Annotated in this window: 29 protein-coding genes; 9 read left to right on the top strand and 20 right to left on the bottom strand. The window is 54.4% G+C overall.

Features of this window, described 5'->3' with window-relative positions:
* Nucleotides 1-4: 4 nt before the first annotated feature.
* Complete coding sequence (locus C0977_RS03040) at nucleotides 5-1,240, bottom strand: FtsW/RodA/SpoVE family cell cycle protein (RefSeq protein ID WP_101912406.1); 1,236 nt, start codon at nucleotides 1,238-1,240, stop codon at nucleotides 5-7.
* Nucleotides 1,221-1,898, bottom strand: coding sequence for a tRNA (guanosine(46)-N7)-methyltransferase TrmB (trmB, locus tag C0977_RS03035; protein WP_101912405.1), 678 nt, complete (start codon nucleotides 1,896-1,898; stop codon nucleotides 1,221-1,223). The genes C0977_RS03040 and trmB overlap by 20 nt, the downstream gene beginning before the upstream one ends.
* A 219-nt stretch (nucleotides 1,899-2,117) precedes the next feature.
* On the opposite strand from trmB, the gene C0977_RS03030 reads away from it, so the two are divergent.
* Both C0977_RS03030 and C0977_RS03025 read left to right on the top strand, forming a co-directional pair.
* Complete coding sequence (locus C0977_RS03030; RefSeq protein ID WP_101912404.1) at nucleotides 2,118-3,227, top strand: dipeptide epimerase; 1,110 nt, start codon at nucleotides 2,118-2,120, stop codon at nucleotides 3,225-3,227.
* A gap of 61 nt (nucleotides 3,228-3,288) precedes the next feature.
* Complete coding sequence (locus C0977_RS03025; RefSeq protein ID WP_101912403.1) at nucleotides 3,289-4,143, top strand: pirin family protein; 855 nt, start codon at nucleotides 3,289-3,291, stop codon at nucleotides 4,141-4,143.
* 97 nt (nucleotides 4,144-4,240) lie between these two features.
* Here C0977_RS03025 and C0977_RS03020 read toward each other — a convergent pair whose 3' ends face one another.
* The 12 genes from C0977_RS03020 to C0977_RS02965 all read right to left on the bottom strand — a co-directional run bounded on the left by C0977_RS03020 (nucleotide 4,241) and on the right by C0977_RS02965 (nucleotide 14,243).
* Entirely contained in the window at nucleotides 4,241-5,458 is a 1,218-nt protein-coding gene (locus C0977_RS03020) for an HAD hydrolase-like protein (protein ID WP_234987553.1), read from the bottom strand.
* Complete coding sequence (gene hisIE, locus C0977_RS03015; RefSeq protein WP_234987552.1) at nucleotides 5,427-6,071, bottom strand: bifunctional phosphoribosyl-AMP cyclohydrolase/phosphoribosyl-ATP diphosphatase HisIE; 645 nt, start codon at nucleotides 6,069-6,071, stop codon at nucleotides 5,427-5,429. Before hisIE ends, C0977_RS03020 begins: the two co-directional genes overlap by 32 nt.
* The gene (gene hisF, locus C0977_RS03010; RefSeq protein WP_101912400.1) at nucleotides 6,068-6,832 is read right to left on the bottom strand and encodes an imidazole glycerol phosphate synthase subunit HisF; all 765 of its coding nucleotides are present in this window, start codon (nucleotides 6,830-6,832) and stop codon (nucleotides 6,068-6,070) included. The genes hisIE and hisF overlap by 4 nt, the downstream gene beginning before the upstream one ends.
* 1 nt (nucleotide 6,833) lies before the next feature.
* Nucleotides 6,834-7,550, bottom strand: coding sequence for a 1-(5-phosphoribosyl)-5-[(5-phosphoribosylamino)methylideneamino]imidazole-4-carboxamide isomerase (gene hisA / locus C0977_RS03005; protein WP_023053818.1), 717 nt, complete (start codon nucleotides 7,548-7,550; stop codon nucleotides 6,834-6,836).
* 4 nt (nucleotides 7,551-7,554) lie between these two features.
* Complete coding sequence (hisH, locus tag C0977_RS03000; RefSeq protein WP_023053764.1) at nucleotides 7,555-8,169, bottom strand: imidazole glycerol phosphate synthase subunit HisH; 615 nt, start codon at nucleotides 8,167-8,169, stop codon at nucleotides 7,555-7,557.
* 2 nt (nucleotides 8,170-8,171) lie between these two features.
* Nucleotides 8,172-8,756: an imidazoleglycerol-phosphate dehydratase HisB gene (gene hisB / locus C0977_RS02995; protein WP_101912399.1), complete on the bottom strand. Its 585-nt coding sequence runs from the start codon at nucleotides 8,754-8,756 to the stop codon at nucleotides 8,172-8,174.
* Nucleotides 8,749-9,822 carry a histidinol-phosphate transaminase gene (gene hisC, locus C0977_RS02990; RefSeq protein ID WP_101912398.1) on the bottom strand — a complete coding sequence of 358 codons (1,074 nt, stop codon included), beginning with the start codon at nucleotides 9,820-9,822 and terminating at the stop codon, nucleotides 8,749-8,751. Before hisC ends, hisB begins: the two co-directional genes overlap by 8 nt.
* Nucleotides 9,815-11,107 carry a histidinol dehydrogenase gene (gene hisD, locus C0977_RS02985; RefSeq protein ID WP_101912397.1) on the bottom strand — a complete coding sequence of 431 codons (1,293 nt, stop codon included), beginning with the start codon at nucleotides 11,105-11,107 and terminating at the stop codon, nucleotides 9,815-9,817. The genes hisC and hisD overlap by 8 nt, the downstream gene beginning before the upstream one ends.
* Nucleotides 11,108-11,129: 22 nt before the next feature.
* On the bottom strand, nucleotides 11,130-11,762 hold the full coding sequence (gene hisG, locus C0977_RS02980) for an ATP phosphoribosyltransferase (protein ID WP_101912396.1): 633 nt from the start codon (nucleotides 11,760-11,762) through the stop codon (nucleotides 11,130-11,132).
* Nucleotides 11,737-12,981 (bottom strand): ATP phosphoribosyltransferase regulatory subunit, encoded by a 1,245-nt coding sequence (locus tag C0977_RS02975; protein ID WP_101912395.1) that lies wholly within the window; start codon nucleotides 12,979-12,981, stop codon nucleotides 11,737-11,739. Before C0977_RS02975 ends, hisG begins: the two co-directional genes overlap by 26 nt.
* A gap of 199 nt (nucleotides 12,982-13,180) precedes the next feature.
* Nucleotides 13,181-13,393 (bottom strand): DUF951 domain-containing protein, encoded by a 213-nt coding sequence (locus tag C0977_RS02970; RefSeq protein WP_023053882.1) that lies wholly within the window; start codon nucleotides 13,391-13,393, stop codon nucleotides 13,181-13,183.
* A 10-nt stretch (nucleotides 13,394-13,403) separates the two neighbouring features.
* The gene (locus tag C0977_RS02965) at nucleotides 13,404-14,243 is read right to left on the bottom strand and encodes a mechanosensitive ion channel family protein (RefSeq protein WP_200814200.1); all 840 of its coding nucleotides are present in this window, start codon (nucleotides 14,241-14,243) and stop codon (nucleotides 13,404-13,406) included.
* Between the two features lie 152 nt (nucleotides 14,244-14,395).
* Here C0977_RS02965 and C0977_RS02960 point away from each other — a divergent pair, with 152 nt between their 5' ends.
* The 3 genes from C0977_RS02960 to rbr all read left to right on the top strand — a co-directional run bounded on the left by C0977_RS02960 (nucleotide 14,396) and on the right by rbr (nucleotide 16,045).
* A complete protein-coding gene (locus tag C0977_RS02960) occupies nucleotides 14,396-14,677 on the top strand; it encodes a hypothetical protein (RefSeq protein WP_023053870.1) in 282 nt (93 codons plus the stop codon).
* Nucleotides 14,678-14,680: 3 nt separating this feature from the next.
* The gene (locus C0977_RS02955; RefSeq protein ID WP_101912394.1) at nucleotides 14,681-15,370 is read left to right on the top strand and encodes an HAAS domain-containing protein; all 690 of its coding nucleotides are present in this window, start codon (nucleotides 14,681-14,683) and stop codon (nucleotides 15,368-15,370) included.
* A gap of 138 nt (nucleotides 15,371-15,508) precedes the next feature.
* Nucleotides 15,509-16,045: a rubrerythrin gene (gene rbr / locus C0977_RS02950; RefSeq protein WP_101912393.1), complete on the top strand. Its 537-nt coding sequence runs from the start codon at nucleotides 15,509-15,511 to the stop codon at nucleotides 16,043-16,045.
* A 76-nt stretch (nucleotides 16,046-16,121) separates the two neighbouring features.
* Here the strand turns inward: rbr and C0977_RS02945 are convergent, their stop codons facing one another.
* Both C0977_RS02945 and C0977_RS02940 read right to left on the bottom strand, forming a co-directional pair.
* Nucleotides 16,122-16,829: a response regulator transcription factor gene (locus C0977_RS02945; RefSeq protein ID WP_023053885.1), complete on the bottom strand. Its 708-nt coding sequence runs from the start codon at nucleotides 16,827-16,829 to the stop codon at nucleotides 16,122-16,124.
* Between the two features lie 31 nt (nucleotides 16,830-16,860).
* Nucleotides 16,861-17,703: a D-alanyl-D-alanine carboxypeptidase family protein gene (locus tag C0977_RS02940; protein ID WP_036242867.1), complete on the bottom strand. Its 843-nt coding sequence runs from the start codon at nucleotides 17,701-17,703 to the stop codon at nucleotides 16,861-16,863.
* Between the two features lie 253 nt (nucleotides 17,704-17,956).
* Between C0977_RS02940 and C0977_RS02935 the strand changes: the two genes are divergently transcribed.
* From C0977_RS02935 to hemB, 4 genes are all read left to right on the top strand, one after another.
* Complete coding sequence (locus C0977_RS02935; protein WP_101912392.1) at nucleotides 17,957-18,592, top strand: precorrin-2 dehydrogenase/sirohydrochlorin ferrochelatase family protein; 636 nt, start codon at nucleotides 17,957-17,959, stop codon at nucleotides 18,590-18,592.
* Between the two features lie 178 nt (nucleotides 18,593-18,770).
* Nucleotides 18,771-19,730 (top strand): hydroxymethylbilane synthase, encoded by a 960-nt coding sequence (gene hemC, locus C0977_RS02930; protein ID WP_101912391.1) that lies wholly within the window; start codon nucleotides 18,771-18,773, stop codon nucleotides 19,728-19,730.
* Entirely contained in the window at nucleotides 19,727-21,238 is a 1,512-nt protein-coding gene (gene cobA, locus C0977_RS02925; RefSeq protein WP_101912390.1) for a uroporphyrinogen-III C-methyltransferase, read from the top strand. Before hemC ends, cobA begins: the two co-directional genes overlap by 4 nt.
* Nucleotides 21,239-21,241: 3 nt before the next feature.
* Nucleotides 21,242-22,222, top strand: coding sequence for a porphobilinogen synthase (hemB, locus tag C0977_RS02920; protein WP_023053770.1), 981 nt, complete (start codon nucleotides 21,242-21,244; stop codon nucleotides 22,220-22,222).
* A 176-nt stretch (nucleotides 22,223-22,398) separates the two neighbouring features.
* Here hemB and pth read toward each other — a convergent pair whose 3' ends face one another.
* The 4 genes from pth to C0977_RS02900 all read right to left on the bottom strand — a co-directional run bounded on the left by pth (nucleotide 22,399) and on the right by C0977_RS02900 (nucleotide 26,149).
* The gene (gene pth / locus C0977_RS02915; RefSeq protein WP_036242885.1) at nucleotides 22,399-22,965 is read right to left on the bottom strand and encodes an aminoacyl-tRNA hydrolase; all 567 of its coding nucleotides are present in this window, start codon (nucleotides 22,963-22,965) and stop codon (nucleotides 22,399-22,401) included.
* 18 nt (nucleotides 22,966-22,983) lie between these two features.
* The gene (locus C0977_RS02910) at nucleotides 22,984-23,949 is read right to left on the bottom strand and encodes a ribose-phosphate diphosphokinase (protein ID WP_023053783.1); all 966 of its coding nucleotides are present in this window, start codon (nucleotides 23,947-23,949) and stop codon (nucleotides 22,984-22,986) included.
* Nucleotides 23,950-24,011: 62 nt separating this feature from the next.
* The gene (glmU, locus tag C0977_RS02905; RefSeq protein ID WP_101912389.1) at nucleotides 24,012-25,385 is read right to left on the bottom strand and encodes a bifunctional UDP-N-acetylglucosamine diphosphorylase/glucosamine-1-phosphate N-acetyltransferase GlmU; all 1,374 of its coding nucleotides are present in this window, start codon (nucleotides 25,383-25,385) and stop codon (nucleotides 24,012-24,014) included.
* Nucleotides 25,386-25,567: 182 nt separating this feature from the next.
* Entirely contained in the window at nucleotides 25,568-26,149 is a 582-nt protein-coding gene (locus C0977_RS02900; RefSeq protein WP_234987551.1) for a peptidoglycan-binding protein, read from the bottom strand.
* Between the last annotated feature and the right edge of the window lie 37 nt (nucleotides 26,150-26,186).

Here is a 26,186-nt window from a genome sequence, read left to right as displayed (position 1 = left end):
CGAATTAACGCGCAGGCAACTTCAGCTGTTGCCGCATCGGTTTTGGCGCGGCGACAGTCCCGTACCGTTCCTGCTGTTCGGCGTGGCGGTAGCCGTCCCGGCAAATATTCAGCAACAGCGCCGCCGCTGTCATATTGACGATCAGCGACGTGCCGCCGTAACTGATGAAAGGCAGCGGTACGCCGACGACAGGCAACATGCCGCTGACCATGCCGATATTGATAAATCCCTGGCCGCCGAAATAAAAGGTTACCCCCAGCGCCAGCAGAGTGCCGAACGTATCGCGACTGTGGCAGGCGCTGTAACAACCATAGTAAATGATCAGGCCGAATAAAAACAGGATGCCGAGAGCGCCGATAAATCCCCATTCCTGAGCAAAAACGGCAAAGGCGAAATCCGTGTGGGCTTCAGGCAGGTAGCTGAATTTGCTGATCCCCTCACCGAGCCCCTGGCCGAAAAAGCCGCCCGAACCGATGGCGATCAATCCCTGCACCGTCTGGTACCCTAAGGTCTTTTCATAAGACCACGGATCAAGCCACGCCGTAATGCGATCCATCCGATACGGCGCCGAGAGGAGCAGAATCACGCCGGCAACGCCGGCGATCAGCAACGGATATTTCGCCTGGGAAAGCTTGGCGCCGCTGGCCCAAAGCATCATGGCCGGCAACAGAAAGATAACCCCTGCCGTCCCGGCATCAGGCTGCTTGAACACCAACGCGCTCAACAAAATGGGCAGCCATAATTCTTCCGTAGGCAACACCGCCGCACGGGCCCGTCCCTTTTTCCGTCTTTCCCGATGCAGCGGCCGCAAAAATTCGATTGCCCGACGGCGGGAAAGCTTGTTCGTAATTGCCGTCGCCGTACAAACAATAACCGTAAGCTTCGCCAGTTCGGAAGGTTGGAAGGTGACACCGCCGATGCCGATCCAACGACGGGCACCGTTAACGACGGTCCCTCCTGCAAAAACGGCCAACAGGAGGATGATCGTCAGTACTGCCAGCTTGCCTGCATGACGGCTCCACCAATGGTAATCGCGGCAATACACAAAAAAGCCGGGAAACAGTCCGATAAACACCAGAAAAGCCTGACGTCCCAGATAACCAAACGTATTTCCCGTCCCGATCTCTTCGACAAAGGTTGAGCTGTACACGTTGACCGTGCCGATGACAAACAGAAAAGCAAAAGCCGTCATGAGCGCCCAGAAGGCGATTCTCAATTCCTTACTTTTCTTCCGCTTCATCCCGTCTCACCTCCGTCGGCCTGGTTGCCAGGCAGTGAAAAATCGGCTGTCCTTTCGCGCTGAATTTCGCTTCATATTCCGTCATCGCTTCATTGACGATGCCGCTGTTGTGCAGGTCATAAGTCACTTCGGACAAAGACCAGCGCCGTGCCGTAAGTTCTTCCAACGTAAAATCAAAAAGACCGCGATTGTCCGACTTAAAACAAAGGCAGCCGCCGGCCCGAAGCAATCGGCAGTAACGGTCGAGAAAAAGGCGATATGTCAAACGACGCTTGGCATGACGCTTTTTCGGCCACGGATCGCAAAAATTGATGAAAATCCGATCGATCTCCTGCGCTGCAAAAATCGATTCCAACGCCGTCGCGTCGAAACGCAGCAAGCGCACGTTTTCCGTCTCGGCGGCAGCGCATTTTTTAGCGGCGTAATACAAGACGCCGAGCTGCACCTCAATGCCGATAAAATTGACATCTCCATGCAGCTGCGCCATTTGCGCGATGAAATTCCCCTTACCCGTACCGATCTCTACCCACAACGGCGCTGCCGGATCGGCAAAAAGACTTCGCCAACGCCCCTTCATCTCTTCTTTTGCATCCAAACAGACGAAGGACTCATATTCTTTGACAGCCTCGTCGATCCACGGCTTTCTCCGTAAGCGCATCTCATTCCTCCAAAATGATTTCCACTTGAAAAACAGGCTGATTCCTCATGAAATCAGCCCGAATTTCCATATCTTTTCTTATTATAAAAAATAAGGGGTACCCTGTCAATGATACGGCCGGCCCGAGGCGATGCCGGCAACGGCGAAGGCTATTTTCTCCCCTGCCGATATGTACTATAATGAATATACCAATCCAATGCAGAGGAGACTGATGCGCTTATGAAGATTACGGATATTCAGCTCGGTATCGTCAAAATTCCCTTGAAGCGGCCCTTTCGGACGGCGCTGCGCCAGGTAACGGACGCGGAAGATCTCGTCGTCAAGATCATTACCGACGACGGGCACGTCGGTTACGGCAACGCGCCGGCGACGCTCGCGATAACAGGCGACAGCCTGACCGCCATTGCCGCCGCCATCGGCACTGTGATCGCGCCGAAAATAAAGGGCTCCAACATTGAGGATCTGCAGGAAATCCGTCTGCTTATCCAGACCGCCATGGCGCACAACACTTCCGCCAAGGCAGCCGTCGATATCGCTGTCCACGACTTATTTTGCCAGCATTATCGCATGCCCTTGTATCGCTTCTTCGGCGGCGCCGCCAACACGGTCTCTTCCGATCTGACAATCAGCATCAATGAACCGGAAACGATGGTAAAAGACGCGCTGGCTGCCGTAAAAAGCGGGTATGGAACATTGAAAATCAAAGTCGGCACCGATGCCGCCCTCGATTTTCAACGGATCCGCGCCGTCCGCAGCGCACTCGGTCCCGGGATCCGTCTCCGCCTTGACGCCAATCAGGGTTGGAAACCGAAAGAGGCTGTCCGCCTCATCCGCGCCTTTGAAGACGCCGATTTTTCTATCGAGTTCATTGAACAACCCGTCCGCGCCCACGACATTGACGGTTTAAAATTTGTTACCGACCATGTCGCCACAGATATCATGGCCGATGAATCGTGTTTCAGCGCGCCGGACGCTTTTCGGCTGCTGGCGCTTCGCGCCTGCGATCTGCTGAACATCAAACTGATCAAAGCCGGCGGCCTCGCGGAAGCCGCCAAGATCGCCGCCTTGGCCTCAGCCGCCGGAATCGGCACCATGATGGGCTGTATGCTGGAAAGCAAGATCGGCGTTACGGCGGCTGCCGCTTTATCGGCAGGATGCGGTACGATCGGCCGGAACGATCTCGATGCCGCAGACCTGCAGGAAACCGACCCCATCATCGGCGGCATCCGTTATGAAGAAGACATGCTTCTCCTGCCTGAAGCGCCGGGACTCGGCATCAGTGAAGTTACCGGCTGGCAACCGTTGTCCATGCCTTACGCATCTTGTTGACCGCAGTTTTGCCGCTGAACCGGCGCGACCTTCCTGCCACAGCTCTAAGGAGTGATTATTTATGCCAAAAAAACAACGATCCGTTATTCATACCGTCTGCGGCGTTCATACGACGGACGGCGCCGGTGTCCGGTTAGTCCGCGTCCTTGACAATACGACGACAGACGCCTACGATCCGATCTTGCTGCTCGATTCCTTTGACAGTACCGATCCCGCCGATTACACAGCCGGTTTTCCTATGCACCCGCACCGCGGCATTGAGACGATCAGCTACGTTTATAAAGGCGCTATGCGACACAAAGACAGCCTCGGATCAGCCGATACGGTCAGTGACGGCGGCGTCCAATGGATGACCGCCGGCTCCGGTATTTTGCATGAAGAACAGCTGCCGCCGACAAAACGGATGCTCGGCGTTCAGTTATGGCTGAATTTGCCGCAAAAAGATAAAATGGCGCCGCCGAGTTACCATGCGATCACTGCTGAAAAAATCGAAGAAATTCCCTTTGCAGGCGGCTTCCTTCGCCTGCTGGCAGGCAGCTATTTACAGCATCAGGGATTTCAGGGCCGCTATTTACCGCTGGATTATTATGATATCCACATCAACGGCAACGCCGCCTTCACTGTCGATACGAAAACGGATGCGTCCGTCATGATTTTCACGCTGACAGGCAGTATCACCGTCGGCGCCGAAACACTTCCGGAAAAGACGGCGGCCAAACTTTCGCCGGGCGACGCCGTCACCTTAACTGCCAGCCATCAGGGCGCACAAGTCCTTTTTATGAGCTCGCGACGTCTCGACGAAGCCGTCGCCTGGGGTGGTTCCATCGTCATGAATACGCCGGAAGAGTTGCAGGAATGTTTCCGTGAACTCCGTCTGGGAACATTTCTGAAAAATACGTTATCTTACGAAAAATGACGGGCATTCCGATAAACGAACAAGGGCCGCAACAGCAGGTGTTCTTTCTCCCTGCTGTTGCGGCCCTTGTCGTCGGCAGAACGCTTCCATCTGCCTGTCAGGTCAGGATTGCCAAAATGTCCGTAACCTTGGCAACGATGAAGTCTGCGCCTTCCCGTTCAAACATGGGTCGCGCCGCTTCGCCTTCAAGTCCCGTCAAGGTTGCAATCATGACCGCCCCCATTGAGCGGGCGCCCAGAACATCGGCCAACGAATCGCCGACAACATAATAGGTGCCGTTCAGAAACCGTTCCGGCATCTCAACATAGTCGCCGTACCGTTCCGGCACGTTGCCGAAGGCTCCCAAATAGTAGGCAAAGGGATGCGGTTTATCAAGGGAACGCCCCAGCTGCTTTGAGGCGGCGGCAACATCACTGGCCGTCGCCATGTGGCTCTTGTCGAATGCTTCCAGCCAATGATACGTTCGGAAAGGAATCATCGTTTCCGCCGTCGACCTGCCTGTGGCAACAGCCAATGTATAGCCCCGCTCCTTCAGCGTTACGAACATTTCCCGTATCGCCGTCGCCGGCGCCAACGGCCGCTCCCGTGTCAGGAAGCCATCCTTTCCCGATTGAAGCGGCTGTCCGCCATAGGTCTCGGCATACAGGTCATCGCCGAAATACCAGTGCTGAAAGACATTGACATGGAGTTGCCAGAAGGGCGAACGAAGAGGCAGCCAGGACGCCGCTGACGCTCCCAATTCATCGACTGCCTGCGCCGTCAGCGCGGCAAAAACGCCATCCTTGTCGGCATCGGCCGGTACTGCCGCCGCCAAAGCCGCGAGGATCTCCGCCGCCGGCGGTACCGACAGACCACGCCAGTTCCGTCCCAAAATCGTCACCGCCTCCTGCGTCAACGGCGGCACGAAATCGCTCTTGCCGCGCTGCCGCCGGCAGTCTCTCGCCAACAAGAGCAGCGTGACGGCGAGATAGGCATGGACCATGTCCCAGTTACTGTTTACGCCATGTCCCTTCAGCCAGGACAGGACGGCGTCAGCGCCGAACAGCTGATGCCGTAATGCGGTAATCTCGCCGTCAGAAACATCAAAATGAACGGCTGCACCGTCAAGTCCCATATAAGACGGACTGTATAACCATTCCCATATGGTCAACGCCGTCACGTCAAAATATCGCTCTTCACTGAGAAGAACGCCGTCTACATCAAAAATAACCGTTTTCATCGGCGCCTCAAAAGGTCTTGTCCAAATGGCCGGCAGTCTTCTTATTCCCTTCGACGTGAGACCGTTATTCCAAAACGCGCATGACTTCGTTAACATCGACTCCCGCCGCTTCCCAAAGGACGGAAAGGTGATACAGCAGATCCGCCGATTCCTTGCAAACCTCCTGACGCAAAGACGGATCGTCGCCGCGATAATCCGCATTCTTGGCGGCAATCACGACTTCCGCCGCTTCTTCGCCTATTTTCTTGCAGATCTTATCCATTCCTTCCCGCAATAGGTACGCCGTATACGACTTCTCCGTAGGATGCTTCTTTTTTTTGACGATCTCTTCGTGGAGCGCATGCAGAACGGCCGGACTTCCCGTATACAACCCTTCCGCTCCCGCCAAGGCACGATAGAAGCAAGTTTTGTTGCCTGTATGACAGGCGGCGCCGATCTGTTCCACTTGGAGCAAGATCGTATCGCTGTCACAGTCGACGGCAATAGCTTTCACTCGCTGAAAATGTCCTGAAGTCTCGCCTTTATGCCACAACTTCCGGCGGCTGCGGCTGTAAAACCAGGTTTCGCCGTCTGCCAGCGTTTTCGCCAACGACTCGGCATTCATATAGGCCAACATCAGCACCGCCCCGCTTCGCGCCTCCTGTACAATGGCGGGAACCAGGCCGCGGCTGTCATACCGGATCGTATCCAACCCTGCAGTTTCCATCATTCTCCCACCTCTCTCATCGGTAAGCCCGTACCGGACAGATACCGTTTCAGCTCCGGAATCGCTATCTGTCCGAAATGAAAGACCGAAGCGGCCAACGCCGCATCAACGCCGGTTGCAAAGACATTGCGAAAGTCCTCCATTGTTCCGGCGCCGCCGGAAGCGATAATCGGCACGGACAGTTCCCTGGCAAAAAGACTGTTCAAGGCTAAGTCAAAACCTCGTTTTTCACCGTCGCCGTCAATGGAGTTGAGACAAATTTCACCGGCGCCTAGCGCCACGCCCTCCTTCGCCCATTGCAGTGCGTCAAGGCCCGTGTCCGTACGGCCGCCGTCAACAAAAACGCGCCACCTGTCGTCGCCGCACCGCTTCGCGTCGATCGACAGGACGACACACTGGCTGCCGAAGCGCTCCGCGGCCAATCGAATCAGGACCGGCGAACGGACAGCGGCGGAATTGACCGATACCTTATCGGCTCCCGCCTGCAACACATTCTGAAAATCACCGACGCTGCCAATGCCGCCGCCGATGGTGAAAGGAATCGTAATCGTTTCCGCCACAGCGCGGACAACATCGATAAAAATCCCCCGCTTTTCATGGGTCGCCGTAATGTCGTAAAAAACCAGTTCATCGGCAGATTGGTTCGAATAAAACTTCCCTAATTTCACGGGATCATCGACGTCCTGAATTCCCTTGAACTGTCTGCCCTTGACGACGCGTCCGTCACGTACGTCGAGACAAGGAACAATACGTTTTGCCAGCATATTACATCCCCCGCAACGAACGAATTTCTGCCATCGTCAGCCTGCCCTCGTATAAGGCCTTGCCCGTAATCGCGCCATACAATCCGAGACGCCGCAACGTCTTCAAATCTTCGATGCTGCTGATGCCGCCGGAAGCGATGAGTCGGATAAAAGGCAGCTGCTGCAGTTTTTCAAGCATATCCAGATTCGGCCCCGTCAACATACCGTCGCGACCGATATCGGTGTATACGAGCGTCCGGATGCCGATGGAAAGCAGAAAACGCGCAAAGGGAATGACTTTTTTATCGCTGCCGTCGACCCAACCGTGCGTAGCAACAACGTCGTTCCTGGCATCGATGGAAACAGCCAGGCTGGACGCATACTTTTGTGCCATGTCGATCAAAAACGACTCGTCTTCAGCCGCTTTCGAACCGATAATAATGCGGCTCACACCGCGTTCCAGGTAATCTTCTATCGTCTCTTCCGTGCGAATGCCGCCGCCCACTTCAACGGGAATATCGACGGCGTCGCAAATGGCTTCAATGACGTCGGCATTTTCCGAAGCGCCGGAAAAGGCGCCGTCCAGATCGACGACATGCAAAAACAACGCCCCTTCGTCGCACCATTTTACGGCTGCCTGAACGGGATCGTCAAAATAGACGGTGCTGTCCTCGGCGACGCCCTGACGCAGGCGGACAGCCTTTCCTTTTTGTATATCTATTGCCGGAAATACGATCATCTCTTTATCCTTTCCTTGCGTACGCCGCTATATTTCGCAAAATCTGTTCACCGACGGAGCCGCTTTTTTCAGGATGAAACTGCATGCCGAGAATGTTATCGCGGCCGCAGACGGCAGGCACGTCATGTTCATACGCGGCGACAGCAATGACGTCGTCCGAATCGACAGGCGTCTTATAGTAAGAATGCACAAAATAAACGTACGGGCGCGGCGGCAGCTTCTCCTGCAGCCAATGGGGACGGCGGAAGGACAACTCGTTCCACCCCATGTGAGGCACCTTCAGGGCGATCCGAAAGGGTACGACGGAGCCTGGTAAAAACCCGAGTCCCTCGGCTTCTCCGCCTTCGTATTCCTTTTCAAAAAGCAGCTGCATGCCCAGACAAACGCCGACAAAAAATTTGCCTTTGCCGACTTCTTCCTGCAAAAGGGGAATCAATTCATAACGCCGCAAATTAGCCAACGCGTCGCGAACAGCGCCGACGCCGGGCAGTTCGATCATATCTGCCGAACGAATGACGGCGGCATCGCGCGTGACGACGGCGGAAACACCGATTCGCCGCCAGGCATTGTACACGTTGGCAATGTTGCCGACGCCGTAATCGATAATGGCGATCTTCATGGCTAAAGAACCCCCTTCGTCGAAAGGATGGCCGTCCCGTCCCCCTCCATGCGCACCGCTTCTTGCAGCGCATGTCCCAGCCCTTTAAAAACGGACTCCACAATGTGGTGCGCATTGGCGCCGTACAAGTTCGTCACATGGAGATTCATCTTACCGTGTACGGCAAACGCATAAAGGAATTCCCGCAGCATTTCCGTTTCAAAGTCGCCGATCCGTTCGACGCCCAGAGACACGTCAAAAACAAGATACGGCCTGCCGCTCAAATCGATGACGACGCGGGTCAGCGCTTCGTCCATCGGACAATAGAACAGGCCGTAACGATGAATGCCGCGCTTATCCCCCAAGGCCTTCGTCAACGCGTCTCCCATAACGATAGCCAAATCCTCCAGCGTATGGTGTGTATCGACGTCGAGATCGCCGTGAACATGAAGCGTCACGTCAATACCGCTGTGACAGGCGAAAAGGTTCAGCATATGATCGAAGAACCCGATTCCCGTCGTCCCGGCAAAATTACCGGTGCCATCCAGATCAAGGCTGACGGCGATCTGCGTTTCCGCCGTTTCCCGTTCTACTTGCGCGCTACGCATAATGTTTCCCTCCACTGAAAACAGCGATCAAAAGCTCCGCTACCTCCCGCGTCGTGACACTGATACGGATGCAGTCGGCCAAAACGCCGTCGCCATATACGCGGGCGCAGATATCGGCACGCTTCAGAGCCGCGGTGACAGCCGGTCCGTCCGGGACCTTGACCAAAATGAAATTGGCGGCGCTGTCGTAGGCACGGATCCCCTCCAACCGGTTCAATTCTGCAGTCAGGTACGTCCTGTTGGCAACTACAGTCGGAACGGTCTGCCGCAAGATTTCCTCGCTGTGCCCCACCGCTACGATTCCCATCAATTGGCTGACACTGTTGAGATTATAGGCTTCTTTCGTCAACGTCAGCGCATTGATGACCCGTTTCCCGGCGACGGCATAGCCGATACGGAAGCCGGCGAGACCGAACGCCTTTGACAGCGTGCGAATGATGATGAGGTTATCATGCTTTTTCAGCAGCGAAACGGCACTGTCCTGACCGGAAAATTCCACGTACGCCTCATCGACGACGACGGGATTGTCGGATGCGGCGGCAATAGCGGCAATATCTTCAAGCGGCCAAAGATGCCCCGTCGGGTTGTTCGGATTGCAGATAAATGTCACCTTCGGCTGCATCGCGTGAACAGTCTTTCTGAAAACGTCTGCGTTGCGCTGAAAATCATGATCGTCGGGAACGGCGCAAACATTAGCTCCCAGCGAAGCGGCGACAATACCGTAGACGTCAAAAGTCGGCGAGTGAATCAATACATCGTCGCCGGGGTTGACGAAGGTATGCAGCACTAAACCGATAATTTCGTCACCGCCGTTGCCGGCCAGAATCTGATCCGGCGCGGCCCCTGCATACGCGGCCAAAACGGCGCAAAGTTCCTGCGCCATCGGATCGGGATACCGATTAGACGCCAGACTTCTGAGTCGACTGAAAAATTCAGCTCGTACGGCCGGAAAGTCAAAGATATTATACGGACTTTCATTGGCATTGATGACGATAGACTCCCGAACGACAGGAACAGCATACGGTTCCAAATTACGAATCGTATCTCGTAGCCAGCGATTATTCATTTGTCATCCTCCTCCTTACGGCCGCGCCGTGACCTTGCAGTCCTTCTACGTCGGCAAAAGTCATCACTGCAGCGGCAACGGCGGCAAACGCGTCCTTGTCGTATTGCAGTATACTGGTTCGCTTGACAAAATCATAGACGCCTAAAGGCGATGAAAACGCGGCGGTTCCCATAGTCGGCAACGTGTGATTGGGACCGGCGATATAATCGCCGAGCGGCTCCGGCGTATAGGGACCGATAAAAACGGCGCCGGCATTGACGATGTCCCGGACATAGGTCTCCGCATCGGCAAAGACGATCTCCAGATGCTCCGGTGCGATCAGGTTCATGACGGCGACGGCGGCTTCCCGCGTAGTCGTAATGAAGATCTTGCCGTAACATGCCAGCGCCGCGGAGGCAATCCGGCGCCGCGGCAATGTTTCCAGCTGCGCGGCGACAGCCTTTTCAACAGCTGCCGCCAAGGCCCGGCTCGGTGTCGCCAGAAAAACGGCGGCGCGACTGTCATGCTCCGCCTGGGCCAACAGGTCGGCGGCAATCCATTCGGGATGCGCCGTGTCATCGGCCAGAATACCGACTTCACTGGGCCCGGCAATCATATCGATGCCGACAGTACCGAAAACCAGCCGTTTCGCCATGGCCACATACGCATTGCCGGGCCCGACGATCTTAAAGACAGGAGCGATCGTTTCCGTACCGTAAGCCGCGGCGGCGATGCCCTGTGCGCCGCCGACTTTATAAATCTCCGAAACGCCGGCAACGGAAGCTGCCGCCAAAATATACGGATTGACACTGCCATCGTCAGCAGGCGGTGTAAAAATGGCAATGGACGGAACGCCCGCCACTTTGGCGGGAACTGCGTCCATCAACACCGTCGACGGATACGCCGCGGTACCGCCAGGCACATAAACGCCGACACGCTGAATCGGTGTATAACGGGCCCCGAGCCGGACGCCGTCACGAAAGGTATCGACCCACGACTCCTGCACCTGCCTTCTGTGATAAGCCTCGATATTCCGCTTTCCTTCTTCAAGGACAGCTAAAAAACCGGCGCCGACCTGTTCCCGCGCCGCCGCGATTTCCGTCTCCGAAACCAAAAAACGGTCCAGACGAACACCGTCAAAACGCTCGGTAAATTGCTTTAACGCCGCGTCGCCCCGCTCCTTGACGGCAGCCAGAACGGCTTCAACATCGCCGCGTATCTCGTCGTCACCTGCTTGACCGCGCCGGGTATAGCGACGTATCTCTTGCAGGGAAAATCCTTCTTCAGGCACTTCTATCCATTCCATGACATCATCTCCCCCTATGACCTTATTGTATCTCTTTCCTGCCAATAATGGTAATCAAATGCTGAATTTCCTCATATTTTACCTTGAAAGCCACCTTATTGCAGATCATGCGGGCACTGAAATCCATGAAATACGCCAATACTTCCAGCCCGTTTGCTTTCAGCGTATTGCCTGTCTCCACAATATCGACGATGACGTCGGCCAACCCGACCAGAGGCGCCAGCTCAACAGAGCCGTTCAGCTTGATAATATCCACGCTGTGATGTTTGGCGGCGAAGTATTGCCGAGCCAAGCGCGGATACTTTGTACCGACCGTCAGACGGCGGCTCCGGTCGATGCTCCGTCCCTGCGGAGCGGCGACAGCCATGCGGCAGCGGCCGATTCCCAGATCGAACACCTCATAGACGGCCGCACCGGCACAGTCTTCGGCCAGTACATCTTCGCCGACGATGCCGATATCGGCGGCGCCGCGCTCGACATAAACAGCCACATCAGGCGACTTCACCAGAGTCACCTTGAGGGCTTTGCCGGTATCTTCAAATATTAATTTGCGACTGTCTTCAGCGTACGTTGAAAAGTCATAGCCGCTGTCTCGCAAACAGTTCATGACGGCCTTATGAATACGTCCCTTAGCCAAGGCAATATGAAGCGCCATCGCAAAGCCCCCTTATCAATTCTTCCAATTCTTCCGGAGATAGAACCTGTCCCTGACGATAATAGTTTCCTTCAGTATACTCCGCCGCCAAACTGTAATCGCGCTTGTCAACAAGACAGCCGGTGCCGCAGGCGGCGACGCGGTACCCCCGTCGCCGCCAGGACGCAAGTTGAGACGCAAGCCGCCGATCGCTGCGGTCGTAACGGATGAGCAATTGCAAGGTCGGTTCCGTTCCCGCCAAAAGGCCGGCATCATCCATAAATTCGTATAAAAGGTTAATGTTCATTCCGAAACCGCACGCCGGCCGCGGCGTGCCGAAACAAGCCGACACGTCGTCATACCGGCCGCCGTCGATAACGTCGTACGAAGCACCGGCCACGTATATTTTGAAAATCATATCCGTATAATAGCCGAGCGGACTTGTAAAGCCGAAGTCCAAATACACCTTATCCCGATAACCGGCAGCGTCAACATAGGCGTACACCGCCTCCAAGCGATCCAGCGCCGCCTGCATTGCCGGATTTAAACAATAGCTGCGGGCTTTCGCCAACGTTTCCTCATAAGAACCGAAGAGAACGGGCATGGCATTCAGCGCTTGCCGTTCCGTCTCCGATAACGGCAGCGTATCTGCATACGCTGCAAAAGCGACCAGATTCCGCTCATTCAAGAGGCGGCGCAATTTCTTTTTTTCCTTCTCTGCTATTTGCAAACCGGAAAACAGCGCCTGCGTATAGGCGGCCGTTCCCATATCGATGCGAATATCATCTACGCCGAGAGCCATTAATATTTCTGCAGCCATCACGACAACTTCGCCGTCACATTCGGCACTGCCGTCACCGAAAATTTCCGCGCCGCCTTGCAAAAATTCTTTTCCGTACGCCGTTTTACCGCAGTACTCGCGAAAGACCGTACTCACATAGCCGAACTTCAGCAGCCTGTTTTTTTCAGGAAACTCCCGCGCCGCCGTTTCAACGAGAGGCAGCGTCACGTCAGGCCGCAGTACGAGAACCCGGCCGTCTGTATCAATGGTTTTCACCATTTCACGGCGTAAGTCGGGAAAAAATTGCTGATAGACATCGTAGTCTTCAAAGCTCGGCGTTTCGATAATTTTGCAGCCGTGTACTTGTAAAACCTTGGTGATCTGCCGCTGGATCCGTTCGTAATTTTTCATCTCGTCATGGCGCAGCATCTTCACACCGTCAAGGGTATCGTATTGCAACGAAAACATCTCCTCAAATTATCTTTTCTTTATTACATTAAATTGTTAAAGAATTTATGTTGCATATTATACCACACTCCCAGAGAAATACAACACTTGTTGAACAGATTTATTGCACAACTTTATAACTAAGCGGCAAGACGTGCGCCCGGCGGAAGAAACGCGCCGCGGCGCTGTGGCCGAATGCCGTCAAAGACGGTCATTTCTCGTCAGCACCGGCGGCGGATGTCACAATTTTCCTGACCGCCTTCTCAAACTTCGGCCGCGGTACCATGACACGGTGACCGCAGCCGCAGCAGCGGATAACGAAATCGACGCCGATACGCAATACTTCCCATTCAGCAGATCCGCAGGGATGAGCCTTTTTCAGCCGAACAACATCTCCGACCTGATAACGAACAAAATCAGCCATACAAACTCCTTTACTGTCCAGGCAAACCTGAGGCCACGATAAAATCGGACAACAAGATATGTTTTTGCGAAAACCCTTTAGCCACTTCATAGCGGTAAGCGGCACAAACAGCTGCCGCCTCTGTCCGTTGGGCAGGAAGATATACTTCATACAGGAACTGATTGCCGTCCATCCGGCTGATGCCGCCAATACTGCCGCCGGCCTCTACCGACGCGTACCGTTCCGACAATGCCGCCAGTGCCGCAGTCAAAACCACCAGGACCGTGTCCGGGTCGGCCGTCTGTTCAACGGCAATGCGTACCGTTGCCAAATAGAGATTTTTCGTATAATTGCTGACAACGGCAATAAGGCCGTTCGGAATAATATGCAGAACCTGATCGGCAGAACGGAGCTTCGTCGTGCGGAAGGTAACTTCCATAACGGTGCCCGTATGCTCACAGATAGTAACAAAATCGCCGATGGAATACTGGTTTTCGGCGATGATAAAGAACCCGGCCACAAAATCCTTAACCAGACTTTGCGCACCGACGCCGATAGCCAAGCCGATAATTCCCGCGCCGGCCAGCAGTGACGTCGTATCGACGGAAAGTTCGTTGAGCACCATGACGACGGCGACAAAACAAAAAAATACCGTTATGAAATGCTCCGCCAGTTTAAGCAGCGTCGTCTGCCGGCGCTGCTGCTCCGATGACAGATTCTCGAAGCGAAAACGGAGCGCGCCGCCGAGAACGTGCGCAATGACTGCATGTACGATGAACAAGCCGACAAGGAGCAAGGCGATACGGCTTCCCCGTTCCAAAAAAGACGCTGCCATTCCTTGCCAAAAGGGATGATTGAAAATAATTTCCATACTGACTCCTCACAGATAATCACTGCATATGTTCTTATCTTACCGTATGTGCGGCAGCGATGCAAGTTATCGGCGGAAATGGTGGAAACGATATACAAACTATGGTACTATAGAATTGGTTATTGCGCTGTACGGCGAAAAGGAGGTCTTCTATGGCAGCCGGAACACCTGCATATTACAAGTTGATTTATCGTACGCTTTACGGCTTGGGAACGCTTTTTTCGCTGACTACCGTGTCGTTATTGGTCTGGACGGCCTTCTGTATCGCCACTTCGCAAGAGCCGTTGGCAGCGATCAGATTTCTGCCGCCCATGCCGACAATCTTCGTTTTTATTTTTCTGATCCTTTTAATGGTTCTTGCCGTCGCTTCGTGGCAAGTCGGTGCAACTTGTCAGCAATTGTACGAAAAGGAGAAAAACGGACAGAAGGGTTGAATCGTGCAAAAATATGAGTTCATGGATTTACTGCGTTATTACTTCCGCAAGTGCGATCCCGATGATCTGAAGGGAATCTTAGAAGATTGCGAAGAGCAATTCCGTCTCGGCGACAAACGCGGCATACCGGAAGAGGAAACCTGTTATCAGCTGGGCTCGCCGAAAAATATTTACCGTTATTATATGGGACAGCCCATTGTCCGCGCCGACAATGCGAAACTGAATCCCCGATATGCTGCCGACGCGAACCGCCTTGCACCGCGGGGCCTTTATGATCAAGCCGCCGGAACCGGCAGAACATCTTCATACAGACAGGAGCGATACGCCATGGATGAATTACACGTAAAAACAGCTAACGATGCGGTTTCATCACCTGCCGCAGACGGCGGCGCCGCACCGCCGGAGCGGAGCGCGATGAATAAGGCGGCGACAGCCGTTACCCGTTCCTTTTACGCGATAGTCGGAAAGATTTTCAGCCTGCTCAGCGCCTTGCTTTGCATCGCACTGGTTCTGTCCATCCTCTTTGCCGTCGGCATCTACTATATTCCCAATTATGCCACTGTCCTACCCCTTCCCGATCTTCAGCTGGCCACGATGATCGCCGTTGCCGCAGCGATTTTTCTCGCCCTTCTGATTACCTCCTACGTCAGCCGGCGCTGCCATAAAGCGTTGCGGCAAGAACGTTTCCGCTGAAATGCAGCTCAGAAAAATTTTTGTAATATTCGGATTTTACAGGGAAACCTTGATTTTTCTCCCATATCAAGTATAATAATAATAATAATGTAGCTATAATAAATATTAGTTATTAGTTAATAAAGGAGGTTCTTTACCATGGATCTTAAAGGAAGCAAGACGGAACAGAATTTACTGGCTGCATTTGCCGGCGAATCGCAGGCCCATACGAAGTACCAGTATTACGCCAGCGTTGCTAAAAAAGCCGGTTATGAACAGGTGCGGGCTTTCTTCGAAGAAACTTCCGGCAACGAAAAGGAACACGCCAAAATCTGGTTCAAGCTTCTCCACAACGGTATGCCCGACGTTGACGGCGCCCTGAATGACGCTGCCGCCGGTGAATGCTACGAAAATACGGAAATGTATCCCGGCTTCGCCAAGACAGCCCGTGAAGAAGGCTTTGACCACATTGCCAACCTCTTCGACAAAGTCGGCGCCATCGAAAAACATCACGAAGAACGCTACCGCGCTTTGCTCGATAACATCAAGAGCGGCAAAGCCTTTAAACGAGACGAATCCAAGACCTGGGTCTGCCGTAATTGCGGATTTATTTTCGAAGGCCCCGAAGCGCCTGACGTATGTCCCGTCTGTGCCCATCCGCAAGCATTTTTTGAACTTTTGAACGAAAATTATTGAGCCTTACCTTACAGCAGCCTAATCCGGCTCTCCATAAAAATAATACCGCATACGAGTATCGTATGCGGTATTATTTTTATGGAGAAAGTCGAAACCGATAGCCGTTGCCCCATACGGTTTCAATAGCCGTAAATTCCGGTTCCACCTCATTCAGCTTATCGCGGAGCCGGTTGACGTGAACCGTTACCGTAGCCATCTCGCCATAAGCATCAAGATGCCAAATCGTTTCAAACAAGTATTTTTTAGAAAACACCTGATTGGGATGGCGCGCCAAAAAAACGAGCAAATTAAATTCCTTTCCCGTCAGCAAAATCTCCTGCTCGCCTCTGTATACCTGACGACGGCGGACGTAGATCCGCAAATCGCCGCACTCGATATCAGGCGCATGACCGTCCGCAATTTCCAGCCGCTTGCCCAGAAGCCGGTCGTGAATTGCCAGATGCGCCTTCAGGCGCGCAACCAGCAGCGTCGGATTGAAGGGCTTTACGATATAATCGTCAATTCCGGCGGCGAGAGCCTGCAAAACAGCTTCATCGTCCTGCAGCGACGACACCGCCAGAATCGGAATATTCGTCTTTTCCCGCACTTGCTGAATCAGGGCCAGTCCTTTTTCGGCAGGAAAATCATGCTCGATGAGAATCGCGTCTATATTGCCTCTGGCAACGGCGCTGGCAGCGCCGTTTTCATCTTTGGTCACCGTTACTTCAAAACCGCCGTCTTCAAGGAAATCCCGCTCCATGGCGGCAATCAATTCATCTTTTTCAATTACTAAAACCCGGGCCATGCCTTCTCCCCCCCTTGTCGCTGCGCAGCCGTTATACGCCGGTCTGCAAGCGCCGAAAGCCGTAGTCGAGAATCGCCTGCGCATCTTCCCATCGATTATCGTCATTAAACAAAGCCACGACCAACGTATGCCCGCCTCGCGTCGCCGAAGCGACGAGGCAAGGCCCTGCGGCATCCGTATAGCCTGTTTTGACGCCGTCGGCGCCTTCATACCCGCCGGTCAAAAACTTGTTCGTCGTCGTCACGTACTTTGTCGAACCGTCCATGTATTTAACCGTGTAAGAAGGCAACGAAACAGCATAACGGAATTCGGGATAATGCTTCAAGCCGTACGCAGCCATACGCGCCATATCGACAGCCGTCGTATAATGGCGGGGCGCCGTCAAGCCGTTCGGATTGACAAAATGCGTATGCCTGGCCCCCATCTTGGCAGCTTCGGCATTCATCATGTCCGCGTAACCTGCGACAGTGCCGCCTAAGGTTTGCGCCACCGCCACCGCCACATCGTTGCCCGAAACGACCATCATGCCGCGCATCGCTTCTTTAATCGTGAGTTTATCGCTCGGACTGATACCCAGCACGGAAGGTTCCGTATTGGCCGCTTCCGCCGAAATCTGCAGCTGATCATCCAAGCGATCTCCACCCTGATCCAATGCCGTTATAAAGGTGACGATCTTCGTTGTACTTGCCGGATGAACCCATTTATCGGGATTGACGCGGTAGAGTATCTTGCCTGTATCTGCATCAAGCATGCACACGGCTTCCGCCGCTGTCGGCGGCACATACGCCTGAACACCGTTACCGGCCGCCGCGGCAAGAAGCAGAAAGAAAGCCATCACTACAGTCGGAAGCACTCGTTTACGAAAAAAAATCATCACCTTGCCACATCCTCATTTCTTGATTTCTGTTATCATTAATATTTTATGCCATCTTTTGTTATTATTTACCAAATTACGGATATTGTCAATTTATTTCCGCATTCTTCCGTCAATCTGCTGCCGTTTCCTGCCTGATTCATATGCCGGAACATCATTTATTCTAACTGCGGCATAGCATTTACCGCATATTTGTTATACTATAATATTTGTTATACTGATGAAATGATTTGCAAAAAGAAGGGACCTCCTCATGTATCCGATCAACCTTTTTCTTTCAGCCCGTCCCTGCCTGGTCATCGGCGGCGGCAACGTTGCACTGCAAAAGGTGCAAGGACTCTTGGCGGCACAGGCACAGGTGACGATCATCTCGCCGCTGCTCTGTCGTGAATTGCGGCTGCTGGCCGACAGCGGGCAAGTGCATTGGCAAAAAAAAGAGTATACCGACGGCGACGTGAAGGCCTTTGACCTTCTTATTTGCGCCGCCGATAATCAGGCCGTCAACAGGGCTGCGGCCGCCGAAGCACGACGCCGGCGAATCTTGGTCAACGTCTGTGATGTGCCGGCAATCAGTGATTTTGCCGCACCTGCCGTCATCCGTCGCGGCGACCTGCTGATCACGATCGGCACCAGCGGAAAGTCACCGGCTCTCTCCCGCTATTTTCGCCGGGTCTTAGCAGCGGAAATCGGCGCTGGCTACGGGCTCTTCCTGGAAAGCCTCGTTCAACTTCGCCGGGAAGCGCGACAAACATTGAAGACACCGCAGGAAAGACAGCAATTTTGGCGGCAGGCGCTGACGGACGACGTCATGGCCCTCGTCGCCGCAGGAAATATCGATGCGGCCGAGGCGCGGCTCCGCCATGCAATTGACCGCTACCGGTTCGAATGATAAGGCGGCGCCGCTGGCCGGAAAGGAATCATTACCCTTGCAAAAGAGACCGCCTCCGTGCGGCCTTCTTACGCCGCGTTAACAGGAAGCTCCGCGAGTACACCGTCTGCACTGCAGGCAATGATATCAGCAACAGACATCCGAACAGGTTCGCTACGGATGTCCGGAAGGAGAACATATGACAGAAAACCGAACCATCGTCATCGGCACCAGGAAAAGCAGACTTGCCGTCCGGCAAGCCCTCTCTATCGGCGCTGAAATAAAAAAAATCGCGCCGCTGCTGCAGATACAGTACAAACCGATTGTCACTACAGGCGATATGCTGCTCGACGCGCCGCTGGCAAAAATCGGCGGTAAAGGGCTATTTATTAAAGAACTGGAAAAAGAAATGGTCAACGGCACGATCGATATTGCCGTCCACAGTTTGAAGGACATGCCGACAAGTTTGCCGTCTGATCTGTGCATCGCCGCCTTGACAAGACGCGGCGATCACCGTGACGCCTTTATCTCCAATACGTATAAAACCTTTGAAACACTGCCTGCCGGCGCCATCGTCGGCACGTCCAGCCTGCGCCGCGCCGCGCAGCTTCTGCACTGCCGCCGCGACATTACGATCAAAAACCTGCGCGGCAACATCCTTACCCGGCTGTCCAAGCTCGATGCCGGAGACTATGACGCCATCATCCTGGCCGCCGCCGGCTTACAGCGTCTCGGTCTGGATGACCGCATCCGGCAATACTTGCCGACAGCGCTCTGTCTGCCGGCTGTCGGGCAGGGCGTTCTCGCCGTGGAAGCCAGGCGCGGTGACGACGATCTGCGCCGAATGCTGCACCGTCTCAACGATCCCTCAACGGCCCTTACCGTTACTGCCGAACGCGCCTTTTTGCGCCGTATTGAAGGCAGCTGCCAGGTTCCTGTCGGCGTCTTCGGCCATATCTCCGGCCGCCTCTTCAGTCTGGAAGCGGTCATCGCTTCTGCCGACGGCGCGGTCCTGTACCGCCGTAAAGCGACTTGCCCGGTCACGGCCGATACGGAAAGACTGGCAATGAATCTGGCCGACGAACTGCTGGCCTCCGGCGGACGCGAGGTCCTTGCCGGCCTCGGCATTACCGCCCCTTGCCAAGGAGAGCGACCATGACGGGGACGGTTTATCTCGTAGGCGCCGGTCCCGGCAATTACAAGCTGCTGACGCTGCGCGGCAAGGAATTGCTGGAGCGGGCCGACGTCGTCGTTTACGACCGCTTAGCCGACAAACGGCTCCTCTCTTTCGCCGCCAATGCGGAAACGATTTACGCCGGTAAGACGGCGGCGCGCCATACATTGCGCCAAGAAGAAATCAACGCGCTGCTCATTGCCGCAGCCGACGCCGGAAAGACCGTCGTCCGCCTCAAAGGCGGCGACCCCTTCGTCTTCGGCCGTGGCGGTGAAGAAGCGTCTGCCTTGGCGGCGGCAAAAATCCCATTCGAAATCGTCCCCGGCGTTTCCTCCGCCATTGCCGCACCGGCCTATGCCGGCATTCCCGTAACGGACCGCCGCGAAGCTTCGTCATTTGCTGTCATTACGGGCCATGAAGACCCGCTGAAAACAACGTCTTCCGTCCATTGGGACAAACTGGCCGGCGCTGTTGACACGTTGATCTTCCTCATGGGCGTTCACCACCTGCCGCACCTGACGGCCCGCCTCCTGGCCTGCGGTAAATCTCCGTCTACGCCGGCTGCCTTCGTCCGCTGGGGTACGCGGCCCAATCAGGAAGTCCTGACAACGACGTTGGGAACCGCCGCGGCCGATGCAGCAAAAGCAAGATTGAAGCCGCCGGCCGTCTTCGTCGTCGGCTCCGTCGTCGGTCTGCGCCGTCACCTTGCCTGGTACGACACCAAACCGCTCTTCGGCAAACGCATCGTCGTTACCAGGACGCAGGCCCAGGCATCGGCCCTGACGGCGGCCCTGGAAGAAATGGGCGCCTGCTGCCTCGAAGTACCGACGATCAGACTGACGCCGCCTGCCGACGCCTACGCGGCATTGGATACGGCCATTGACACCCTCCCGGCCTATGAATGGATCGTTTTCACCAGTGCCAACGGAGTACACGCCTTTTTTGACCGCCTTACCGCCAGCGGCAAAGACAGCCGCGCCTTGGGACAGGCCAAAATCGCCGTTATCGGTTCCGCTACCGACGCCGCGCTACGGCCTTACGGCCTTCGCGCCGACATCATTCCGAAAAACTATCACGCCGAAGAATTGGCCGCAGCCCTGGCTCCCCACATTTCGACAACGACCAGAATACTGCTGCCGCGAGCTCGCAAGGCCCGTTCCGTATTGCCCGATACCCTTCGCGCACTGGGCGCCGCAGTCGATGTCTGTGAAGCCTACTGCGCCGTTCCTGCCGAAGAAAACAAAGCCCGTCTGCTGCAACTCCTCGACGACGGCGCCGTCGACGTCATCACCTTCACCAGTTCGTCAACCGTAACCAGTCTGATGACATTCCTCGGCGGCGATAAGAGCCGCCTCGCCGGGGTGATCTTTGCCTGCATCGGCCCGATCACGGCGCAGACCTGCGCCGAATATGGCCTTGCGCCCCGCATCATTGCCGACACGTACACGATTCCCGGCTTAGCCGCTAAAATAAACCAAGAGATTGGAGAGTAAAAAATGCTTCCTTTGCCATCCCTGCGGCCCCGCCGCCTCCGCCTTACGGCAGCGCTTCGTTCCCTCGTTCGGGAAACGTCGCTTTCTGCCGACGATTTTATTTACCCTGTCTTCGTCGTCGCCGGCAGCAACATCAAAGAAGAAATCCCCAGCATGCCCGGCTGTTTTCACCTTTCCGTAGACAACGCCGTGGAAACGGCGAAGAAAGCCGCTGCTGCCGGTATTAACGGCATCGAAATTTTCGGCCTTCCCGCTTATAAAGACGCCATCGGTTCCGCCGCCTGGGATATGACCTCACCTGTACAGCAGGCCATGCAGGCCATCAAACGCGAGCTGCCCGACAGCATCATCGTCGGCGACGTCTGCCTCTGCCAGTACACGACACACGGCCATTGCGGCAAGTTAAACGGCCGCTACGTCGACAATGACGCGACGCTCGAGCTTCTGCAGAAAATCGCCGTCAGCCAAGCCGAAAGCGGCGCCGACATCATTGCGCCGTCAGACATGATGGACGGCCGAATCGCCGCCATCCGCACGGCCCTGGACGAAAAAGGATTGAAAAACACAGCGATCATGTCGTACGCCGTCAAATATGCCTCCGCCTTCTACGGTCCTTTCCGTGACGCCGCCGATTCGGCGCCGCAATTCGGCGACCGCAGACAATATCAGATGGATCCGGCCAACGCGCGCGAAGCGCAGAAAGAAGTGGATCTTGATCTGGCCGAAGGCGCCGACATCATCATGATCAAGCCGGCCATGACCTATCTCGACATCGTCAGTCAGACGCGACAGCGCATCGACCGTCCGGTAGCCGTCTACAACGTCAGCGGGGAATATGCCATGGTCAAAGCGGCGGCCGCCAACGGCTGGATCGACGAAAAGCGCGTCGTTCTCGAATCCCTCCTGTCCATGAAACGGGCCGGCGCCGATATCATCATTACCTATCACGCATTGGCTGCCGCTCATTGGCTCGCCGAAAACTAAAAAGAAATACGCCGAATCCGCACATAAGCGAAACAAGCCGAACCTACCAAAAGAATCCGTTTCCAACTCCGATTATAGCGAAAAGAACAAAGAAGCGGTACGTCTTTAAAGACGTACCGCTTTCGCCTACCCGGCAAATACTGTCACGACAACTCGCAGCAACGCGACCTACCTGGTCACCGATTCTTTTTCTTCGGATTAAACCGATTCATTCCTTTGCTCACACCGAGTGCCAAACAACCCTCGACAGCCTTCGCCGCCGCTTGAATTCCCGCGCCGTAGGGTTCCTGCAATTCTTCCGGAAACGGTGTCAAGACGTGATCGATGACGTCACGGTGCGGCAAAGGCCGACCGATACCGATACGGAAGCGGGTAAAGTCACGACAGCCGTTGGCGAAAAGACTCTTGATCCCATTATGGCCGCCGTCGCTGCCGTTCGTCCGAATGCGCAATTTGCCTACGGGCAGATCCAAATCGTCATAGATGACGTATACATCCGGTTCATCAATCTTATACCAGCGCATCAGCGGACCGACGGCGCGACCGCTTTCATTCATGTAAGTCTGCGGTTTCACGAGAAGAACCGGTTCGCCGCCCACAGTTGCCGTCGCCACCAGTGCCTCCATCTTCGACTGCCAGCAGTTCACTTCCCAACGCTTCGCCAGTTCATCGACGACTAAAAAGCCCGTATTGTGTTTTGATCGTTCGTATTCACGGCCCGGATTGCCCAGACCCACAATCATATGCACCGGCGCATCTCCTTACTTTTCAAAGAGCTTGCTGACAGAAACGTCGTGGAAGATACGCATAATCGCTTCTCCCAGAAGCGGCGCTACGGAAAGGGCCTTGATCTTTTCGCTCTTCTTTTCTTCCGGCAAGGGAATCGTATTGGTAATGATCAGTTCGGAAATAAAGGAATCGTTAATGCGCTGTACGGCAGGATCCGTCAAAACGGCATGAGCACAGGCTGCAATGACCCGTGACGCGCCCCGTTCATGCAGCGCCTTGGCGCCGCCGCAGAGAGAACCGGCCGTATCGACGATATCGTCGATGATAATACAGGTCTTCCCTTCGACGTTACCGATGATATTCATGACTTCAGCAACACCGGGACGGGGCCGGCGTTTTTCGATAATGGCAATCGGCGCATTGACCCGGTCAGCCAGATCCCGCGCCCGCGTTACACCGCCGAGATCGGGAGAAACGACGACAAGGTCGCCCAAATCGGTATCTTCCTTTTTCTGATTGATATATTTGGCCATAATGGATGCCGAACCGAGATGATCGACGGGAATGTCGAAAAATCCCTGAATCTGTCCTGCGTGCAAATCCATCGTTACGACGCGGGTGATTCCCGAAGTGACCATCAAATCGGCGACGAGCTTCGAAGTAATCGGCTCACGGCCGCGCGTCTTACGATCCTGACGGGCATAACCGTAATAAGGAACAACGGCCGTAATATGGCGCGCCGAAGCGCGTTTCAGCGCATCCGCCATAATCAGCAGCTCCATTAAGTTATCATTCACCGGCTGGCTGGTCGGCTGTACAATAAACACGTCTTTACCGCGAACGCTTTCATCAATCATAATCTGCACTTCGCCATTATTGAATTTGCCGACAAAGGCTTTCCCTAATTCCAGACCCAAATAAGCGGCAATTTCCTTTGCTAACTGCGGATTCGCATTTCCCGTAAAAATTTTCAGCTTTTTCCCGTCTTCGTAACTCATTCGTCAGCCTCCTAAATACTGTCTGCATGTATGCTAAAATGTAAATCTACATGATTAGCCGGTCATTTCTTATATGTATCCTCTTTTACCCAGCCTTCAATATTGCGCTGCTTCGCTCTGCCTACGGCCAAAGACCGTTCCGGCACATCCTTGGTAACCGTTGATCCGGCAGCAACATAAGCGTACTCGCCGACGGTCACCGGGGCAACGAGATTGCTGTTGCAGCCGACAAAGGCATGATCTGCAATCGTCGTGCGATGCTTGACCTTGCCGTCATAATTAACAGTAATCGTGCCGCAGCCGATATTGACGCCGCTGCCGACATCGCTGTCACCGATATAACTCAAATGCGGTAACTTTGTACCGTCACCGATTTTCGAATTTTTCACTTCCATATAGTTGCCGACTTTAACCCCGTTGCCGACAATCGTATCGGGTCGAAAATGGACGAACGGGCCGATCTCACAGCCATTTTTGATTTCACAATCATGTGCATACGTAAATTGGAGGCAGTCGTTATCGCCCATAACAACATTCGTCATACGCACATACGGACCGATCTGACAGTCTTCGCCGATCGTCGTCCGCCCTTCCAGGATCGTACCGGGATATAATACCGTATCCCGGCCGACAGTAACCGTCGTATCGACGTATGTACTCGCCGGATCAATGATCGAAACGCCGGCGGTCAGCAGTTCGTCAAGTTTGCGGCGGCGCAGAATCGCTTCTGCCGCAGCCAGCTGCTGGCGGGAATTGACACCTAGCGTTTCCGCATAATCGGCAGCGGCGACGGCGCCGACGACGGCTTTTCGTTCCGTCAACATGCCGATGATGTCGGTCAGGTAATACTCGCCTTGCGCATTATCGTTTTTCAAGTCATGCAGCAGCTCCCAGAGCAGAGGTATTGCAAAACAGTAGATACCGGCATTCACTTCCGTAACGGCCAGTTCATCTGGCGTTGCATCTTTCTGTTCAACGATTTTGGCGACCTGCCCGCCGGCACCGCGAATCACGCGGCCATACCCGGAAGGGTCCGGCAGCCGAGCCGTCAGAACGGTAGCCGCAGCCTGCGTTTGCAAATGCTGTGCCAGCAAAGCGTCGAGCGTTTCCGTTCGGAGCAGCGGCGTATCGCCGCACGTTACCAAAAGCGTTCCCGATATGCCTTGCAGCAGCGGCTCCGCCTGCAATACGGCATGACCGGTTCCCAACTGTTCCGCCTGTACTGCCGTTTCAGCCTGATTGCGCAAAGAATCCCGAACCAGGTCGCCGCCGAACCCGACAACGACGATCTGTCGTGTCGTGCCTGCAGCCTGCGCCGTATGCAGCACGCGTTCCACCATAGGCACACCGCCGACTTTATGCAGCACTTTCGGCAATTTGGATTTCATTCTTGTCCCCTTGCCGGCTGCCAGAATCAACGCGATTATATCATTCATTATGCAAAAACCTCCTTGCAATGAATTACCGTAACACCTGTTTTAGGATACCATAAAACAAGGGGAAAATATATCTTTTTTCGGAGAAATGGGGGAATAAACTTTACCGAATTTTTTCAATCGTCCCCAGACAAGGAAAAAGGAGAGACTCTCGCCTCTCCTTTTTATCATCTAACAAAAAACTACAACACGTGGACGACGACGTCCTTCCGGCCGAAATTCAACGCCTCCGCGTTAGAATCCATGGCCAAGTCAATGCGATTGCCGACGATCGAACCGCCCGTATCATCGGCTACGGCATAGCCGTATCCTTCAATATACAGCCGACTGCCTAAGGGAATGACATTCGGATCTACCGATACACAGCCTCGTTTCAACTGATGCCCCATGGCGGTGACCCCGCAATTTCCCGGATCTTCAGCCGAGTATGCCGTTGCTTCCATAACTATCTTTTTCTGACTTTGACCTTGCGAATCTGCCCTGACCTCCCGGTCGCTCGCAGCAGACAACGCAGCCATCGTCTGTGTGCCTACGATTCCGTCTACCGTTAATCCGTGATCTGCTTGGAACCGCTTTACAGCTGCCTGTGTACCGCTTCCAAACACACCATCCGCTCCCCCGGTTAAATACCCCGTATCGCTGAGCATATATTGTACGCTCTGTACTTCAGCGCCAGTCATTCCTACATCAAGTTTCGCATACACTACAGCGGAACAAACAAAAATAAACAATGCTGTGAAAAGTATTCGTATTCGTTTATTCAAAAAACCACCTCACAATTGTATACAAAAAATCGGCACA

The sequence above is a fragment of the Megasphaera vaginalis (ex Bordigoni et al. 2020) genome (assembly GCF_900240295.1).
GTDB lineage: Bacteria > Bacillota > Negativicutes > Veillonellales > Megasphaeraceae > Megasphaera > Megasphaera vaginalis.
Note: the sequence above shows the minus strand (reverse complement) of the source record. Positions and strands in the feature narration are given on the sequence as shown.

Coding starts and splice junctions, on each gene's coding strand:
- C0977_RS03030 (WP_101912404.1), top strand. CDS start 2,118: ATGAAGATTACGGATATTCAGCTCGGTATCGTCAAAATTCCCTTGAAG.
- hisIE (WP_234987552.1), bottom strand. CDS start 6,071: ATGATGGAAACTGCAGGGTTGGATACGATCCGGTATGACAGCCGCGGC.
- C0977_RS03025 (WP_101912403.1), top strand. CDS start 3,289: ATGCCAAAAAAACAACGATCCGTTATTCATACCGTCTGCGGCGTTCAT.
- C0977_RS02965 (WP_200814200.1), bottom strand. CDS start 14,243: ATGGAAATTATTTTCAATCATCCCTTTTGGCAAGGAATGGCAGCGTCT.
- hisH (WP_023053764.1), bottom strand. CDS start 8,169: ATGAAGATCGCCATTATCGATTACGGCGTCGGCAACATTGCCAACGTG.
- hisB (WP_101912399.1), bottom strand. CDS start 8,756: ATGCGTAGCGCGCAAGTAGAACGGGAAACGGCGGAAACGCAGATCGCC.
- pth (WP_036242885.1), bottom strand. CDS start 22,965: ATGATTGTGGGTCTGGGCAATCCGGGCCGTGAATACGAACGATCAAAA.
- C0977_RS03040 (WP_101912406.1), bottom strand. CDS start 1,240: ATGAAGCGGAAGAAAAGTAAGGAATTGAGAATCGCCTTCTGGGCGCTC.
- hisC (WP_101912398.1), bottom strand. CDS start 9,822: ATGAATAATCGCTGGCTACGAGATACGATTCGTAATTTGGAACCGTAT.
- hisD (WP_101912397.1), bottom strand. CDS start 11,107: ATGGAATGGATAGAAGTGCCTGAAGAAGGATTTTCCCTGCAAGAGATA.
- hisF (WP_101912400.1), bottom strand. CDS start 6,832: ATGCTGGCAAAACGTATTGTTCCTTGTCTCGACGTACGTGACGGACGC.
- hisG (WP_101912396.1), bottom strand. CDS start 11,762: ATGGCGCTTCATATTGCCTTGGCTAAGGGACGTATTCATAAGGCCGTC.
- C0977_RS02970 (WP_023053882.1), bottom strand. CDS start 13,393: ATGGCTGATTTTGTTCGTTATCAGGTCGGAGATGTTGTTCGGCTGAAA.
- rbr (WP_101912393.1), top strand. CDS start 15,509: ATGGATCTTAAAGGAAGCAAGACGGAACAGAATTTACTGGCTGCATTT.
- C0977_RS03020 (WP_234987553.1), bottom strand. CDS start 5,458: ATGTTAACGAAGTCATGCGCGTTTTGGAATAACGGTCTCACGTCGAAG.
- C0977_RS02910 (WP_023053783.1), bottom strand. CDS start 23,949: ATGAGTTACGAAGACGGGAAAAAGCTGAAAATTTTTACGGGAAATGCG.
- C0977_RS02940 (WP_036242867.1), bottom strand. CDS start 17,703: ATGATTTTTTTTCGTAAACGAGTGCTTCCGACTGTAGTGATGGCTTTC.
- C0977_RS02935 (WP_101912392.1), top strand. CDS start 17,957: ATGTATCCGATCAACCTTTTTCTTTCAGCCCGTCCCTGCCTGGTCATC.
- hemB (WP_023053770.1), top strand. CDS start 21,242: ATGCTTCCTTTGCCATCCCTGCGGCCCCGCCGCCTCCGCCTTACGGCA.
- cobA (WP_101912390.1), top strand. CDS start 19,727: ATGACGGGGACGGTTTATCTCGTAGGCGCCGGTCCCGGCAATTACAAG.
- C0977_RS02945 (WP_023053885.1), bottom strand. CDS start 16,829: ATGGCCCGGGTTTTAGTAATTGAAAAAGATGAATTGATTGCCGCCATG.
- hemC (WP_101912391.1), top strand. CDS start 18,771: ATGACAGAAAACCGAACCATCGTCATCGGCACCAGGAAAAGCAGACTT.
- trmB (WP_101912405.1), bottom strand. CDS start 1,898: ATGCGCTTACGGAGAAAGCCGTGGATCGACGAGGCTGTCAAAGAATAT.
- glmU (WP_101912389.1), bottom strand. CDS start 25,385: ATGAATGATATAATCGCGTTGATTCTGGCAGCCGGCAAGGGGACAAGA.
- hisA (WP_023053818.1), bottom strand. CDS start 7,550: ATGATCGTATTTCCGGCAATAGATATACAAAAAGGAAAGGCTGTCCGC.
- C0977_RS02960 (WP_023053870.1), top strand. CDS start 14,396: ATGGCAGCCGGAACACCTGCATATTACAAGTTGATTTATCGTACGCTT.